The organism is Methylobacterium dankookense, assembly GCF_902141855.1.
Taxonomy (GTDB): Bacteria; Pseudomonadota; Alphaproteobacteria; order Rhizobiales; family Beijerinckiaceae; genus Methylobacterium; species Methylobacterium dankookense.
In genome coordinates, this window is sequence record NZ_CABFVH010000047.1 from 1 (window position 1) to 13,750 (window position 13,750).

The 13,750-nt window shown below is 65.2% G+C and carries 20 protein-coding genes; 9 read left to right on the forward strand and 11 right to left on the reverse strand.

Translation table 11 applies throughout. The features are described 5' to 3' along the window. The first annotated feature begins 679 nt into the window (after positions 1-679). The 4 genes from MTDSW087_RS24220 (at position 680) to MTDSW087_RS24235 (ending at position 2,663) form a co-directional block, all read left to right on the forward strand. Positions 680-910 carry a hypothetical protein gene (locus MTDSW087_RS24220; protein WP_144767430.1) on the forward strand — a complete coding sequence of 77 codons (231 nt, stop codon included), beginning with the start codon at positions 680-682 and terminating at the stop codon, positions 908-910. A 116-nt stretch (positions 911-1,026) separates the two neighbouring features. Continuing rightward, on the forward strand, positions 1,027-1,293 hold the full coding sequence (locus MTDSW087_RS24225) for a DUF6894 family protein (protein ID WP_144767431.1): 267 nt from the start codon (positions 1,027-1,029) through the stop codon (positions 1,291-1,293). Between the two features lie 774 nt (positions 1,294-2,067). Then, the gene (locus MTDSW087_RS24230; protein WP_144767432.1) at positions 2,068-2,310 is read left to right on the forward strand and encodes a hypothetical protein; all 243 of its coding nucleotides are present in this window, start codon (positions 2,068-2,070) and stop codon (positions 2,308-2,310) included. 104 nt (positions 2,311-2,414) lie between these two features. Continuing rightward, complete coding sequence (locus MTDSW087_RS24235) at positions 2,415-2,663, forward strand: DUF6894 family protein (protein ID WP_144767433.1); 249 nt, start codon at positions 2,415-2,417, stop codon at positions 2,661-2,663. Between the two features lie 429 nt (positions 2,664-3,092). On the opposite strand, the gene MTDSW087_RS24240 is transcribed toward MTDSW087_RS24235, so the two are convergent. The 4 genes from MTDSW087_RS24240 to MTDSW087_RS24255 all read right to left on the reverse strand — a co-directional run bounded on the left by MTDSW087_RS24240 (position 3,093) and on the right by MTDSW087_RS24255 (position 4,700). Then, entirely contained in the window at positions 3,093-3,656 is a 564-nt protein-coding gene (locus tag MTDSW087_RS24240) for a recombinase family protein (RefSeq protein WP_144767435.1), read from the reverse strand. 204 nt (positions 3,657-3,860) lie between these two features. Then, entirely contained in the window at positions 3,861-4,085 is a 225-nt protein-coding gene (locus tag MTDSW087_RS24245; RefSeq protein WP_144767437.1) for a hypothetical protein, read from the reverse strand. 68 nt (positions 4,086-4,153) lie between these two features. Further along, positions 4,154-4,315, reverse strand: coding sequence for a hypothetical protein (locus MTDSW087_RS31485; protein ID WP_186383983.1), 162 nt, complete (start codon positions 4,313-4,315; stop codon positions 4,154-4,156). Positions 4,316-4,520: 205 nt separating this feature from the next. Continuing rightward, positions 4,521-4,700, reverse strand: coding sequence for a CsbD family protein (locus MTDSW087_RS24255; protein WP_144767439.1), 180 nt, complete (start codon positions 4,698-4,700; stop codon positions 4,521-4,523). A gap of 394 nt (positions 4,701-5,094) precedes the next feature. Here MTDSW087_RS24255 and MTDSW087_RS24260 point away from each other — a divergent pair, with 394 nt between their 5' ends. Continuing rightward, positions 5,095-5,703, forward strand: coding sequence for a plasmid pRiA4b ORF-3 family protein (locus MTDSW087_RS24260; RefSeq protein WP_144767441.1), 609 nt, complete (start codon positions 5,095-5,097; stop codon positions 5,701-5,703). 287 nt (positions 5,704-5,990) lie between these two features. Here MTDSW087_RS24260 and MTDSW087_RS24265 read toward each other — a convergent pair whose 3' ends face one another. The 4 genes from MTDSW087_RS24265 to MTDSW087_RS24280 all read right to left on the reverse strand — a co-directional run bounded on the left by MTDSW087_RS24265 (position 5,991) and on the right by MTDSW087_RS24280 (position 9,028). After that, on the reverse strand, positions 5,991-6,497 hold the full coding sequence (locus MTDSW087_RS24265) for a hypothetical protein (RefSeq protein WP_144767443.1): 507 nt from the start codon (positions 6,495-6,497) through the stop codon (positions 5,991-5,993). Between the two features lie 160 nt (positions 6,498-6,657). Further along, complete coding sequence (locus tag MTDSW087_RS24270; RefSeq protein WP_144767446.1) at positions 6,658-6,912, reverse strand: hypothetical protein; 255 nt, start codon at positions 6,910-6,912, stop codon at positions 6,658-6,660. A 212-nt stretch (positions 6,913-7,124) separates the two neighbouring features. After that, a complete protein-coding gene (locus MTDSW087_RS24275; RefSeq protein WP_144767448.1) occupies positions 7,125-8,528 on the reverse strand; it encodes a tyrosine-type recombinase/integrase in 1,404 nt (467 codons plus the stop codon). A 302-nt stretch (positions 8,529-8,830) separates the two neighbouring features. Next, on the reverse strand, positions 8,831-9,028 hold the full coding sequence (locus tag MTDSW087_RS24280) for a hypothetical protein (RefSeq protein ID WP_144767450.1): 198 nt from the start codon (positions 9,026-9,028) through the stop codon (positions 8,831-8,833). A gap of 425 nt (positions 9,029-9,453) precedes the next feature. On the opposite strand from MTDSW087_RS24280, the gene MTDSW087_RS24285 reads away from it, so the two are divergent. Continuing rightward, positions 9,454-10,224: an ABC transporter substrate-binding protein gene (locus MTDSW087_RS24285; RefSeq protein WP_144767453.1), complete on the forward strand. Its 771-nt coding sequence runs from the start codon at positions 9,454-9,456 to the stop codon at positions 10,222-10,224. Positions 10,225-10,233: 9 nt separating this feature from the next. On the opposite strand, the gene MTDSW087_RS24290 is transcribed toward MTDSW087_RS24285, so the two are convergent. Further along, a complete protein-coding gene (locus MTDSW087_RS24290) occupies positions 10,234-10,521 on the reverse strand; it encodes an MTH1187 family thiamine-binding protein (RefSeq protein WP_144767454.1) in 288 nt (95 codons plus the stop codon). Between the two features lie 144 nt (positions 10,522-10,665). Between MTDSW087_RS24290 and MTDSW087_RS24295 the strand changes: the two genes are divergently transcribed. After that, entirely contained in the window at positions 10,666-11,013 is a 348-nt protein-coding gene (locus tag MTDSW087_RS24295; RefSeq protein WP_144767456.1) for an antibiotic biosynthesis monooxygenase family protein, read from the forward strand. Between the two features lie 22 nt (positions 11,014-11,035). After that, entirely contained in the window at positions 11,036-11,488 is a 453-nt protein-coding gene (locus MTDSW087_RS24300; protein ID WP_144767458.1) for an OsmC family protein, read from the forward strand. A 17-nt stretch (positions 11,489-11,505) separates the two neighbouring features. On the opposite strand, the gene MTDSW087_RS24305 is transcribed toward MTDSW087_RS24300, so the two are convergent. After that, positions 11,506-11,898: an MAPEG family protein gene (locus MTDSW087_RS24305; protein ID WP_144767460.1), complete on the reverse strand. Its 393-nt coding sequence runs from the start codon at positions 11,896-11,898 to the stop codon at positions 11,506-11,508. Positions 11,899-12,171: 273 nt separating this feature from the next. Here MTDSW087_RS24305 and MTDSW087_RS24310 point away from each other — a divergent pair, with 273 nt between their 5' ends. Continuing rightward, positions 12,172-12,471, forward strand: coding sequence for a hypothetical protein (locus MTDSW087_RS24310; protein ID WP_144767462.1), 300 nt, complete (start codon positions 12,172-12,174; stop codon positions 12,469-12,471). A gap of 55 nt (positions 12,472-12,526) precedes the next feature. Here MTDSW087_RS24310 and MTDSW087_RS24315 read toward each other — a convergent pair whose 3' ends face one another. Beyond that, a complete protein-coding gene (locus MTDSW087_RS24315) occupies positions 12,527-13,603 on the reverse strand; it encodes a catalase family protein (RefSeq protein ID WP_144767464.1) in 1,077 nt (358 codons plus the stop codon). Between the last annotated feature and the right edge of the window lie 147 nt (positions 13,604-13,750).

Here is a 13,750-nt window from a genome sequence, read left to right on the forward strand (position 1 = left end):
GCGCCACCACGCGCAGGCTGCCTAACCTCTCAACCAAGGTGGACCAGAGCCTCCGTTCCTGAGCACCGCAAACCGTCTCAAATCATCTGACGACGGACAATCGTCCGGTAGCATGGAGCCTAACAGGTCACGCTGGAGTCGCAGTGCGGACCAGATCGAACGGAGGGCGTTGCGCCGGCATGCGGCAAGCGCCCAAGCCTGCCGGTCCGCCTTGTCGCGTTCCTCGTTCATGGACCTCTTGAGTCGGCCCATCTGGAACTCAATCGCCTCCTCCAGCACCTCCGCGGCAAACTCAGAGATGGCTATGGGAGGCAGCGACCGGCCGTGCATGGGACCCTCGGAAAGGTACATCACGCCCCAGAAAGCGTGGCCGTGACTCGATGCATCTAGAGGCCCCTGGGAGGCCGTCGAGGCTGTGCGGAGAGGAATTGTCACGCTTGGTGGACGTGGCCTTCAGCGGGCAATGTCGTGGCTCTACGAGGCCGTTTGAACCCATCTCTCTGCTGCTGAGACTGCCCTGTGTCGGACGGAGCCAGTCGTGGCTGCCGCGGGCTAACCAATCGCGACAATTCAGCAGCGGTTCAGGGTCCACGTCTCCTACTCGCCTGCGAACAAATGGCGTACTTTGGCGAAGCGCCGGATATGTCTCCTGCACCTCGCACGGCGATGGGAGGTTGTAATGGACGTGCATCCTCCAAAGCCCCCGCACCTTCACGATCAGAGCCGCTACCGCGCCTTCCTTCTCGACGCGGACGGCAACGTGGTCCGTACCGAGTATCTCGCGGCTGAGACCGATGATGCGGCTCTCGCACTCGCCGAACCCATGGCGAACGGGCACGCTGTCGAGGTGTGGGATGGCCTGCGCTTCATAGAGCACTTCGACGCCCTTCCAGTATCAGGCTATAATTAATTTGCCACGGAACATTCATCGCACCGTGGTTCTTTGCTCTCTACTGGCGTCGGCAGAGAGCCTCACAAGCCCTGCCGACGATTCAAGCGCCACTTCACGCGATGACACGGCCTGTGATGCGCTTCTTTTTCGATGTGCATAGTGACAGCTTGTCGAGCTGGGACGACGAAGGCTTGGAGTGTGAAGGCGCTGCCGAGCTTCTGCGCCATGCACTCAAGCTGCTGGCTGAACTTCCCGAGCGCGACTCGGCCATGATTGGTGCCTCTGTCGTATCCGTCCGCGATGAAAGCGGTCGCGCGGTGCTGACAGCGACCAGCAAGCCGCGCTCAGAGCCAAGCCTGAAGTGGGCCCAGAGTAAATCAAGCCTGACAGCGACAGCGTAGCCTAGCCTCAATGAGGCGCTCGGCGGATGCGTGCCGCTGCCCTGTGAAGCCTGTCGCTACAGTGAGCTGCGGCTTCACGTTCTCAGCAGCCTTTGAGCCCTCTCCCTGCGTCCTTGAGGCGCCTTGCTGCTGTGCTCGGCTGCACGCACAAGGAGCTTGAGGGCAGACCAGCGCCACTCCGAGGGAGCAGGCGATGGCGGTCGAATTCGTGGTTATGCTCTTGGCTCTGCTCGGCACTGCAACCCTTTCCATCGCCGCTCTGCCTGCCGCAGACCGCTACCTGCCTTGGTAATTTAGCCGCTGAGGTTGATTATTCTTCGTCCTCAACGCAGCGGCCGTGGTTTTATCCCACTCGCGCCTAGTAATGTGAGCGGGTTGAGCCCATAATAATTTTCCCTCCGCGCAATCTCGTGCCTTGGGCAACGTCGCGGAGGCCAATTATGGCTCGCATTCCGAATACCGGCCGGGCTTCGTCCGTATCTCCCGAGGATTTCAACGAGCGCGTCAAGCGCCTTCTGGCCGACAAGGCGGCAGCACCGCAGCCCGATCCCCGCAAGCCCCCGCGGTCTACCAGAGTCTTTCAGATGAAGAAGGCGTGACGAGGTAATGCCGCGTTGGGCTTTCGGCATTATCGGTGCCGTACTTATCGTTGCCGCAGTGGGTATCATGTTCGCGTTCGTGAAGAGTGGCGCAACGTCAAACCAAAGTGGGGGTCCGCCACCAGCGGCCGGCACACGGTAGATGCTCAGATCACATCAATGCGTCGGGGCGGGGATGGCTACCTACAGAGTCTTCTGCACTTACGGCCATCCGGACTCATCCGCTGGTATAGCAAGCGGCACAGACAGCATTCTGGCAGATAGTGACCGTGAGGCCATCGACGCGGCCCGGGATTTTGGGAATGCTCACCCGAACCTGTTTTTGGTGACGGCCTCGTTGTTGGATAGCGAGACTGGACGGGTCGTCTGGATGCACAACGCCAATCACCCTATCGATGACGTGCTCACGCTGCTCTAGGCGCTCCATCCGAAATGGCGGCGCAAAGGTTGGCGCAAAACCGAACAGAAACTCATGGCCTGAAGCCGGGTTGCCCTAGGGTCCTTCCCGTTTGGAACGCTCCCGTGCCACGCTACTTCTTCGACATTCACGATGGTCGATTCCAGCGCGACGAGGAAGGGACGGTGTGTGCGGACTTCGATGCAGCGCGACGAGAGGCGATGATAACCCTGCCCGAGATTTCACGCTGGGCAATCCCATGCGACGGCGACAAGCAGGCGTTCACCGTGCTGATCCGGGATGAAGCTGGCGGCGTCATTTACACGGCCACGCTGACGTTCGCCGGCCTGAGGCTGAACAACGCCGCGAACTAGCTTCAGCCCACGACCTATCTCGGCTCGGGTGAAGCTCGGCTTACGGGTCCCATAAGTGGAAGCTCAAGGGGATTGGTCTCGCCGTCTTCAAGGGACGACGGACGATGGCCTGATCCATCCCCGCAGAAGGTCGAAATACGGCTCTCTCAAAATCCCTTGGCTGTTCGCCAGTGCGATGCGCGATGCCTCGATGCAATGCGCCGTGATTTGCCGGGAGACCGCGCTGTAGCGGAGCCGGTCCCTACAGGCTCGGGCCATGGGCTCGTCTGCGGGATATGATCTTGGGGCGTGGATCATGATGCGTTCGCAGATGTGACTGCGCGGGACGACGCCCGGGGTTCCGTCTGTGAGCCCGTCACAGGGTGCCGGCGCAACAACCCTTGTTGGTCTCGCCTGAAGCTCGGCTTACGGGTCCCCTGAGTGGTAGCTCTACGCGGCTGGGACCTTCGCCGGGCTCAACGCCCTGTGGACGGACCCCTTGCCGATGCCGAGCTTGGTGGCGATGGCGCCCATGCTCAGACCCTCCGCCGCTAGCGCCTTGATCTCCTCCGCCTTGGCCCGTGCAGTCGGCTTCCTGCCCTTGTAGGCGCCCTCCGCCTTGGCCTTGGCGATGCCCTCTCGCTGCCGCTCCAGCATCATCTCCCGCTCGAACTGCGCCACACCGCCGAGGACGTTCAGCATCAGCCGTCCGGTGGGCGTCGCGGTGTCCACGCCCAGGTTCACGATGCGGAGCGCCACGCCCTTGGCCTCCAGCGCCTCGATGATCTTGCCCAGATGCGTGACGCTGCGGGCCAGCCGGTCGAGCTTGGTGACCACCAGCGTGTCACCCTGACGGGCGAACTCCAGGGCCGACTCAAGCTGCTTGCGAGGGGCCAGGGAGGAGACCTGCTCCCGGAACAGCTTCTCGCATCCGAGGGCCGTCAGGTCTCGAACCTGGGCCTCCAGGCCTGCATCCTGTTCTAGTGTCGAGGTACGGGCGTAGCCGATGAGCATGACGGAGCGTTCCGGGTCCAATCGTTCCACTAGGTTCTCAGACATGAGGCCATGTCCCGTTCCAAAACGCAAGAGGACTTTCGTGGAACCGCTCCGCACGTCCCCTGGAACGTTCCGCTAGAGCTTGCCCTATTGGAACGTGGAGCCCGGGAGGCCCTAGATCGACCTGCGATCTGAGACACCGCCTCCCGCTGACGCCGGGCACTAATCTGCGCGGCTGAGAGCGTCCAAGATCAGTTCGCGGTGATCCCGGTACGCCTGCAACGTCTCTTCTATGATCTGTAAGAGCGTCTCTGCATCCTCAGTCCGGCGCCCATTGGCCTTCAGGTGTTCAACCCGAAGAAACTGCTCGGAGAACCGAAGCTCGGCCTCGATCAGAAGGATGTTGGCTCTGAGCAGGTGGCGCTCTTCCATCTCGCGGCTGGGCATTACTCGTAACCTCCGCGAGCACCATACCGCGAGTTTCCCAAGTGCATAATCGCCTAAGTAATAGCGGCCTATGCCGCCGAGGGCAGCCCCGCGAAGGGCTCCGGGGAGACCCGCTCCGGCACCATGAACAGCACCGGGGCGAACGATGCAGGCTCCGGCTCATCCCCAGGTGCGGCTGGCAGCGGTCCGACAACGGGCAGCACCAGCCGCTCCGGCACGATGAACAGCATGGGCGCCAACGATGCAGGTGCGGGCTCCGCACCGGGCGCGAAGGGAAGCTCGGGCAGCAAGTAACGGCTTGCGGTCACCCCTGGGCTCGGCAGCCTCGCACCCGCCTGCCTGCCGCTAGCCTGAACGGGAGCGGACCTTCAGGACCACAGAACGCCTCCCATGCTCCCAAAGTCAGAAAGCATGGGAGGTTTTCGAGAGGGGAGGTCACTTGCCCTTGAGGGCGTCCTTCGCGCCGCCCACAGCGTTCTGAGCCTTGCCCTTCACTTGGTCGGCAACGCCCTCGCTCTTGAGCTTCTCATCGCCCGTGAGTTTGCCGACACCCTCTTTGACTTTGCCGCCCAGGTTCGTCGCAGCGCCTTCCACACGGTCCTTATCGACTGCCATTACGCCCTCCTCGGGTTTCTCAACGCGGGATGCCGCGCCCTGACGGTCGAACGGCCCGGCGAATGGGCGGGTTCCTGTTGGGGCTCAGATCGCCGTCCGGCGCTTCGGCTTGGACCTGCGCTTCCGGGCTGGTCTTTTCCCGACTGTCGCTTTGCGCATCTCGGCTAGGGCCAACTGTTGCTGCCGCCGCGCTATCGACGTGGCCGTGCCCATCCACCAGCCAGCCGCACGATTGGCAGCGGAGAGCCATAGGCTCAAGGCAGGGTTCTTCATGCTGGCCTCATGGTGCGTGGTGGGAGCCTCTCAGGGCGCAACGCACCAGGACCCTGGAAGTGACAGCGGCTCGCTCACCGAATCCTCTAGGCGCCACCATCAGGTCGGCTAACCTAACTCCATGAGCTACGTGGACCGCATTGCCCGGCTGCGCATCGAGCTAGACGACACCAAGCCGGTCGTCTGGCGCACCGTCGAGGTGCCTCTCACGATGAGCCTGCACGCACTGCATGAGGTCATCCAGGCCGCAATGCCGTTCGAGGATTATCACCTCTACGATTTTCGGGTGGGTGAGATCCGCTACGCTATGCCCGATCCCGATTACCCCGACCCGAAGACCCGCCGCACCAAGCCGTTGAAACTCGGGGACGTGCTGAAGGGTGGCATCACGCAGTTCGCCTACACCTACGACTTCGGCGACAACTGGCAGCACACCATCACGGTCGAGGCGGTCTTTGAGGCTGACCCGCTCGCCGAGTACCCGAGGTTCCTCGAAGGGGAGCGCCGAGCCCCGCCCGAGGACGTTGGCGGCACGTTCGGCTTCGATGAGTTCCTGACCATCCTCTCCAAGCCTCGCCACCCGGAGCACAAGAGCGTGCTGAGGTGGTGCGGTGGGTCGTTCGATCCCGAGGCGATGGACCAAGAGACCATCGAGGTGAAGATGGCCAAGCTAGCTCGACGCAGGACTCTGGGCAAGGCTGGCTTCGCCAAGAGCCAGGGCCGTGCGTAGTGGATTAATAGCCCTGCACAGCAGTCAGCGGGCAGCCTGACGAGCCGCCCGCGCGTGCTTCTCTCGTGCGCCTGGGCGCGATACCGAGCGGGATACCGAGCGCAGCACCACAGGCGAACCGAGGGGGCCAGGGGGAAACCTGGGCTCGATTACCTGTCGATGCCAGCTCACATTTTTGCCTCTGAGATTCTGAGCCCCGCGATGGGCTTACCTACACATTTTCGCCTCATAACTTTGCGCGGGTCAAAAGAAGTCAGAACAAACTTGCGTGGGAGTGACGGGTCAACTCACTCGTCACTTTCGTCCTCCAGTTCCGGACCATCCTCCCAGCTCGGAAATCTGAAGACCCCATCTTCAATGCGTTCAGCAAGAGCTAGGTAGTCGGCAGCCCTGGCGCGCAGGGCTATTGCTGCTTCCTTCATTTTCTCATCCCCATAGGGAACTGGTTTGGGTGCCACCGCCGCATAATCTACGATGGCACCTAGTTTCTGAATGGGGAAATTCTGGAACTCGCGAGCGGGGCGGGGAGGTTCGCGTTTCAAAAACTCGATCAAACAGTCTCTGCCAGCATCTACCTCAATTGCTAAGCCATATATATCGAGAAATTCATCAATCGGCCCAACTCCTTTCAAGGTCATATCTTCGTGCGCAATATCGTGAAGGTGCGCTCTCAGACCCAAGAACCAACCCTCCCAAGCCTTCACACTCTCATACTCTCCGTCTGTTGTAGGAGCATAAGGGGACATCAGCTTCATTTGTAGATTTACGACGTGGAATTCCGGATCAACAGTCATTTCAGTTTTCCCATTTAGGAGGTGATGGAGCGGTAGAGGTGTCGCAGGCGTCATCGTTCCAGACGGCCCTGGCTCCGCTAGTGGTCCGAAAAATAGAAATGCTATTTCGCTCAGCAACTTACAGTAAAAAACTGATGCAGAACGTCAGCTTTGGCGGCTGTCAGTCGTTGGCGGGCCTCGAACGGCGCCAGAAAGCCATCCGCTTCACGAGGGCGTCTCGCACCTCACTCCAGAGCCAATCACGGTCCGTGCCGTGGCCTTCGAGGAAGAAGCCACGCAACAAGTGGTGAGGCCCCCACAGCGCGGTAGCGGTCCATCCTCTGAGGCAGACCTCACAGTCCCCACGATGCAGCCGCACATAACTGTTGCGGCCGTTGATCTCAAAGCCGCCGCTGAAATGCAGAACGAGGTTCATCGTCAGTCCCCTACCGCCTCTGTGTGGTGGGCGGCTGAGGTGTTTTTACATTCACGCGACCTGAGACAGGTAGGTACGCAGGTGCAATACGCAAGAAAAAGCAATGCGTGTAGGGTTGTAGCTGGTTCTATAACGTGCAATCATCCTAACTTGCTAGAAATAAATCTTCTCACCCCTGAGAACCTTCTCACCCCTGGAAATCATCTCACCGGTCAAGCCGAAATTTCGCCTGAATAGCTTGGTCCGGCCTCAGGTAATCTTACAGCCTCGACGCAACGCCTCGCCTGGGCCACGAGTGGGCCGGCTGAGTACCGGCCGAGAGTCATCCCCTTGCGCTTATGGCCAACCACGGCGGCGATGATGCTCTCGGGCTGGTCCGCCTGTTCGGCCTTGGTGATGAACCAGCGACGAAAGCTGTGGAAGTTGACCAGGGAGCGGCGCTGTCCTGGGACGACGTGATCGACGCCTACTGAGCGGCGGTAGTCCGTGAACTGGTTCGATGCCTTGAAGGAACGCTCTCGCTGAGACCCCGCCTTCTTCGGAGCGGGCCACTCAGGAAAAACGTCATCTTCCAGGGCCTTCCCCTTGATACGACGAGCAACGATCTCCGATAGGGCAGGGTGGATCGGTACGGCGCGCTCCTTCGACTCCTTCTTCTGAGGCTTGAACGTGAACAGGCCAGCCGCGCAGTCCTTCACCTTCAGGTCAACGATAGCATCCAGGCGGGCCCCCGTGAGTGCGCCGATCCGCATAAGGTCGTGCATCCGCTGAGGTGCATCACCGCTTAGAAGCTTGCCCACCTCCTCATCAGTGAATGACCGCTCCTCTTGGGGCTTAGCCTTCGGCTTCGGAAGTTGCAGGCGAGCCCACACGTCCACGGGAACGAGCCCACGAAGCTCCAGCCACTGCCAGTAGCGAGAGAGGCGGTTCAGGTATTTCTTGAGGGTGACAGGGCTGAGGGGCGCCTGCGTAAGAGTCGGCAGATCGTCCATGAACCGCACTGCTTCGCGGCGGCTGATAGCCTCCAGCGTTGGGCTGACCCGGTTGGCCTCGCACCATGCCGTCAGAAAGCGAATGGCCCGCTCATCATCCCCCTGCGTGCGACTCTTGTTGCCGGCCTGCTCGATGAATTGGCGATGATGCAGGGTAACGGGAGTGGCTTCACCCTTCGCTAGCGCCTCGAACTGAGCAGCAGCCGCAACCCGTTCAGCGTCATAGATCGGTTCTGCATCGTGACCGGGAAGCTGCTCCACCGCGACTGGCCTGCCACGAATGTCCTCGCCCCGCTCACGCACTGCGAAGTCCAAATTGTCGACCTCCTCAAAGGTCTGAGCCCGCGCCCGCTGGGCTGCCATTGCCAACGCCTCACGAGTCAGGCTTTCACTGCGGATCGAGGCCCCATCCGGGCCACGGCGAGCGTGTTCAATCTCGGCCTTCAACTCGCTGACCACCTGCCACTTGAGCTGGTTCGCGATGGCCAGACTGTCCGTTTGAAGCTGCCGCTTGAGGCGAGTGCCGAGCTTCTTCTGTAGGTCGCGAGGAACCGCAACCGTCACCCTCCACTTGCCGTGGTTCTGTTCGAGATACCGGGTATCGGAGGAGGAGGGGCGGGGCATCAATTGGGCTCTGCGTACCGCAAAAAGTACCCCACATGCGTACTGCGAACCCTCTGGAAGGTCTACATTTTCTTTTGCATCAGAGGGTTAGGATACCCCTTATGGAGCTTCCCCTCAGCTCCACCAGGTCCCTCAGAACCTGGTGAATGGTACCGAGGATCGTCCAGACCAAGCCCTTCACGATGTCCCGTCGTCATCCTGCCCTTCGAGCAGGTGCTCGGCGCGCAGCGGTCGCTTGGCGGATCCATTCGACGACAGCATCACTGATCGTGGGCGCGTCGCGCGCGCAGGCACGCCGCCCGTCACTCTTCGGGGCCGCCCTGGCGGTCGCGGTCGAGCTGGCGCAGCAACTCCGCGAGGCGCGGGTCGAGGCTCTCGTCGAGGACCGGCTCGTAGAGGGCCTGCAGGTGGCGGCCGAGCCGTTCGCGGACCAGGGCGTCGAGCTTGGGCGCGCCGGTATCCGGGGAGGAGGAGGGGGTATCGCGGTTCGGCAGCGTCATGACACGGATATTGGCCGGGAACGGCGCAGGACAATCCGGCAGGATACGCCCGGCGGGCGAGGAGGGCGAGCGACTGCGCAGGAAATCACCACACGCCCGACGGTGACGCATCATTGTGCTTGAGCGGGAGCCGCCGAGAGGTTAAATCCCTCCCCGGCTTCGCCGAAAGAAAAAAGGCCACTCCCGAAGGAGCGGCCCGAAGTCTAGGGAGGAAACGCCCAAGAAAGGGCTGCACGACCGCGACGCCATCGCCGCCGTGCCCAATCCTTCTGCCAGAACGCGCTGCACCGCACCATAACCCTTTTAGGGGAGCGGGTATGTGCGGGCTGCATGGTAACGTTTTCAGCTGAGCCATGAAGCCCGAACCGGCGCGGATCCCCGGGATCCGCGCCGGTGCGTTCCGCGCCCTTTGCCGGAGGTCGCCCGTGCGCCGCTTCCCACCGGAGTGCATCGTCTGCCTGACCGAGGAGACGGTCGAGACCCTCTACCTGCTGGGCGAGGAGCGCCGGATCGTCGGCGTCTCGGGCTATGCCGTGCGCCCGGCCCGGGTGCGCCGCGAGAAGCCCCGGGTCTCGGCCTTCACCAGCGCCGACCTGCCGAAGATCCTGGGCCTGGAGCCCGACCTCGTCCTCGCCTTCTCGGACCTGCAGGCCGGCATCGCGGCCGATCTCGCGCGCGCGGGCATCGCCGTGCACCTGTTCAATCAGCGCGACGTCGCCGGCATCCTGGCGATGATCCGGATGCTCGGCGCCCTGGTCGGCGCGGCGGAGCGGGCCGACGCCCTGGCGGGCGCCTACGAGGACCGGCTCGCCCGCATCGCGGCGGAGGCCGCGACGGGCCCGCACCCGCGGGTGTTCTTCGAGGAATGGGACGCGCCGCTGATCTCCGGGATCGGCTGGGTCTCGGAACTCGTCGCGATCGCGGGCGGGCGCGACGTGTTTCCGGACCTCGCCGGGCAGGCGGCCGCCAGGGACAGGATCGTGGCGCCCGAGGCGGTGGTCGCCGCCGCGCCCGAGGTGATCCTCGCCTCGTGGTGCGGCAAGAAGGTGGTGTCGGCCCGGATCGCCGCCCGGCCGGGCTGGGACGCGGTGCGCGCCGGGCGCATCGCCGAGATCAAGTCGGCGCTGATCCTGCAGCCGGGGCCGGCCGCCCTCACCGACGGGCTCGACGCGATCCGCGCGGCCCTCCGTGCGTAGTTGGACCGCTCAGGACACCGCCTTCAGCTTGTCGGCCATGGTCTGCTCCTTGTCGCGGCGCGAGGAGAAGGCCATCGTGTAGAACACCCGGGCGACGCCGAGTTCGGCGAGCCGGGCCTCGCATTGCTCGATGAGACGGCAGACATCGGAGAGCTCGCCCTCGATATTGGTGCCGTTGGCGTGCATCTCGGCGTTCAGCGGGCTCGCGTCGATGATGGCCTTGATCTCCCGCACATAAGGAGAGACCGAGGGGCCGACTCCCATCGGCACGATGCACAGATCCGCGACGACCTTCATGGCTTGTCTCCTCGCAATCGGGCGCGACGGTTCGGTGAAGGCCGAAGCATCGCGGGCGCGCCCTGGGCTACAGGGATCGCGGCCGCGACCGCAAGGAGGCGTGATGAGGACCGAGACCCTGCGAACCCGCCACGGGGCCGCGCCATGATCGCGGTGATCTTCGAGGTCTGGCCGGCGCCCGGCTGCGAGGGCCGCTACCTGGAGCTCGCCGCCGCGATCCGGGACGAGCTCTCCGAGATCGACGGCTTCATCTCGGTGGAGCGCTTCCGCAGCCTGGTCGATCCGGACAAGATCCTGTCCCTGTCCTTCTTCCGCGACGAGGCCGCGGTGAAGGCCTGGCGCGAGCGCCCGCACCACCGGTCGACCCAGGCCGCCGGGCGCGGCGGGGTGTTCCAGGACTACCGCCTGCGCATCGCGAGCGTGGTGCGCGACTACGGGATGACCGAGCGGGCGCAGGCGCCGGAGGACAGCCGGGCGGCGCACGGGGCGTGAGGCACGGAGCGTGAGGGAAGCGATGTCGACCTACACCGCCGAGATCGCCTGGGCGCTGAAGCCGGGCGAGGATTTCGCGAAGGGCCGCTACGGCCGCGGCCACAGCATCGCCTTCGACGGCGGCGTGACGGTCCCCGGCTCGGCCTCGCCGCACGTGGTCGGCAAATGGGCCGTGGCCGAGGCGGTCGACCCGGAGGAGATGCTGGTCGCCGCCCTCTCGGCCTGCCACATGCTGACCTTCCTGCATCGCGCCCGGCTCGCCGGGTTCACGGTCGCGGCCTATCGCGACCGGGCCGAGGGCGTGATGGCGGAGATCGCCCCCGGCCGGCAGGCGGTCACGCGGGTGACCCTGCATCCGGAGATCGCCTGGACCGGGGCGGCGCCCGATCCGGAGGCGCTCGCCGGCCTGCACCACGCCGCCCACGAGGAATGCTTCATCGCGAACTCGGTCCGCACCGAGGTGGTGGTGGCCTGACGCTCCCGTTGGCTCGCTCAGGCCCGCAGCAGCAGCGCGATCGCGGCCACGATCAGCACGCCGAAGGTGGCGATGATGCCGCCGCCGCGGCAGGCGAATTGCTGGGCCGAGTTCTTCGGCGCGAGCATCCCGACCGGGTGCAGCAGGCGCGCGACGAGGAGCACCACGAGGAGGCCGGTGACGAGCCCGTGCGCGGAGCCGCCCGCCTCGAGCAGCGCGATCAGCAGCAGCGCGAAGGGGATGTACTCGCCGAAATTGGCGTGCGAGCGCACGCGCCGGGTCAGCGCCTCGTCGCCGTTGCCGAACAGGGTCCGGCCCGAGAGGCGGCCACCGACCACCCAGCCGGCGAGGCCGACATAGAGGAGGGCGAACAGGCCGGCGAAGAAGGCGGTCGTCGTCGGATAGGTCACGCGGGGTTTCCGGGGCGGCACGCCGTCGATGCGGCGCCCGCGCCGGCCGCCGGCGGGGCAGGGCGCCCGGGCCTCCAGATAGCGCGGGACGGCGGCGCGGATAGGACGCAGATCCCCGGATCACAGGATCCCGGGCTCCAGGGACCGCCACGGCTCCCGGCGTGGCGGCGCGGCCACGCCCGCCGGGCCCGTCGCACGGCGCGGCCCATCGGACACAATTCGGATACGGAGGCGGCCTAGCGAGACCGATCGTCCCGTCCCGGAGCCCCGGACATGCGCACAGTCACGACCGCCCTCTGCCTCGCCGCCTTCCTCGCCGGCCCCGCGGCCGCGGCGGAACGGCAGAGCACCCGCGGCCTCACCTGCTCCGCGATCAAGGCGCTCGTCGTCCGCGACGGCGAGGTCGTGCTCGCCTCCAGCGAGACCGCCTACGAGACCGTGCTGGCCGATGGCGGCGGCTGCCAGAACGGCGACAGCGGCTCCCCGGCCTACGTGCCCTCCGCCGACGAGGCGAACTGCTTCGCCGGCTGGCGCTGCACGCAGCGCAGCAGCGACGGCGCCAGCAGCCACTGACGGCTCGGCGAGGAGCCTCGTCCCAGGCCGCGCCGCTCAGCTCAAACTGCGCGGCTCATTCCACGCTGCGCGGCTCTCGGATCGGGCAGCCGTTATGGGTGGCCCGGAATCCGGCCGATTCCGGATAGACGGCGCGGCGCGCCCGCATGATCGAGCCGAGCGGCCGGTGCGCGGCGAGCCCGTGCCAGGGGCTGAAGGCGAGCCCGTCATCAAGGCGCCGGACCTTGTCGTCGCTCCAGCTCGCCTGCGGCGGCACCGTGATGCGGGCGACCGCGACATAGGGGCTCTCCGTCTCGGGCCAGGGCACCGAGGCATCCTCCACCGGCATGGTCTCGGGATTGGTGAGGAGCTGGGCCCGGAGCTCCCAGGTGCCGCCCTGCCCGGCGAAGAAGGCGGAGACCGCCTCGCGCAGGCCGTTCGGCTTGCCGTTGACGTTGAGGGCGGCCCCCGTCAGCGCGGTCAGCTCCGGCGAGACCGGGGCGACCGCGACCTTGGCGACGTGGTCGCCCCAGCGCAGGGGCGCCTGGCTGTAGAAGGTCTCGCCGAGGATATGCGTCTCGGGATGGCCGCCGAGCGCGATCACCGTCGGGCTCTTGGTGCCGACCGCTTCGAGCGCCGCCTCGACCCCGCGCATCAGGGCCGAGAACGCCTTCTTGAACACCTGCGGCGTGTCCGTGGTGGCGGCCAAGAGCTTCAGGCTCTTCAGGAAGGCGGTCGCGTCCGGCGCGACGAAGGCAGGGGCGTTGGCGAGCACGAAATCCTGCGTCGCGTCCCCCTCCGAGCCCGGCAGCCGCTCGCCCGCCACCCCGAGCACCTTGAGCGCGAGGCCGCGCGGGGTGGAGACGCTGTCGTCGAGGATGTCGCCCGGATTGGTGGAGAGGCGCAGCACCGCATCGTGATCGCCGGGCGTGGCGAACAGCCCCTGCGCGAGGGCGGGGGGCAGCCCGTCGAGCACCGTGAGCCGGCCGGTGAGGAGCCCGTGGCTCTTGGCGTGGACGCCGCGCACGGCGTGGCCGTAATCCTTCAGCGTGGTGCCCTGGATCCTGGCGAACTGCGCGATCATCCCGGCCTGCACCTGCGCCTCCTCGGGGGCGGGGCGCTCGAGGTCGGGGCTGTAGCGGACGGGCTGCATGGGGGCTCCGGAAGGCGCACGGGAAGGCGCTCGGCCGGCGCGGCCGGCCGATGGCCAACCGCGCGCCGCCCGGGACGTTCCGCCCCCGATCCGGCCCCGATCCACCCGTCCACCCGGTGTCAGCGCGTTCAAAGCGTCAGGACCGTC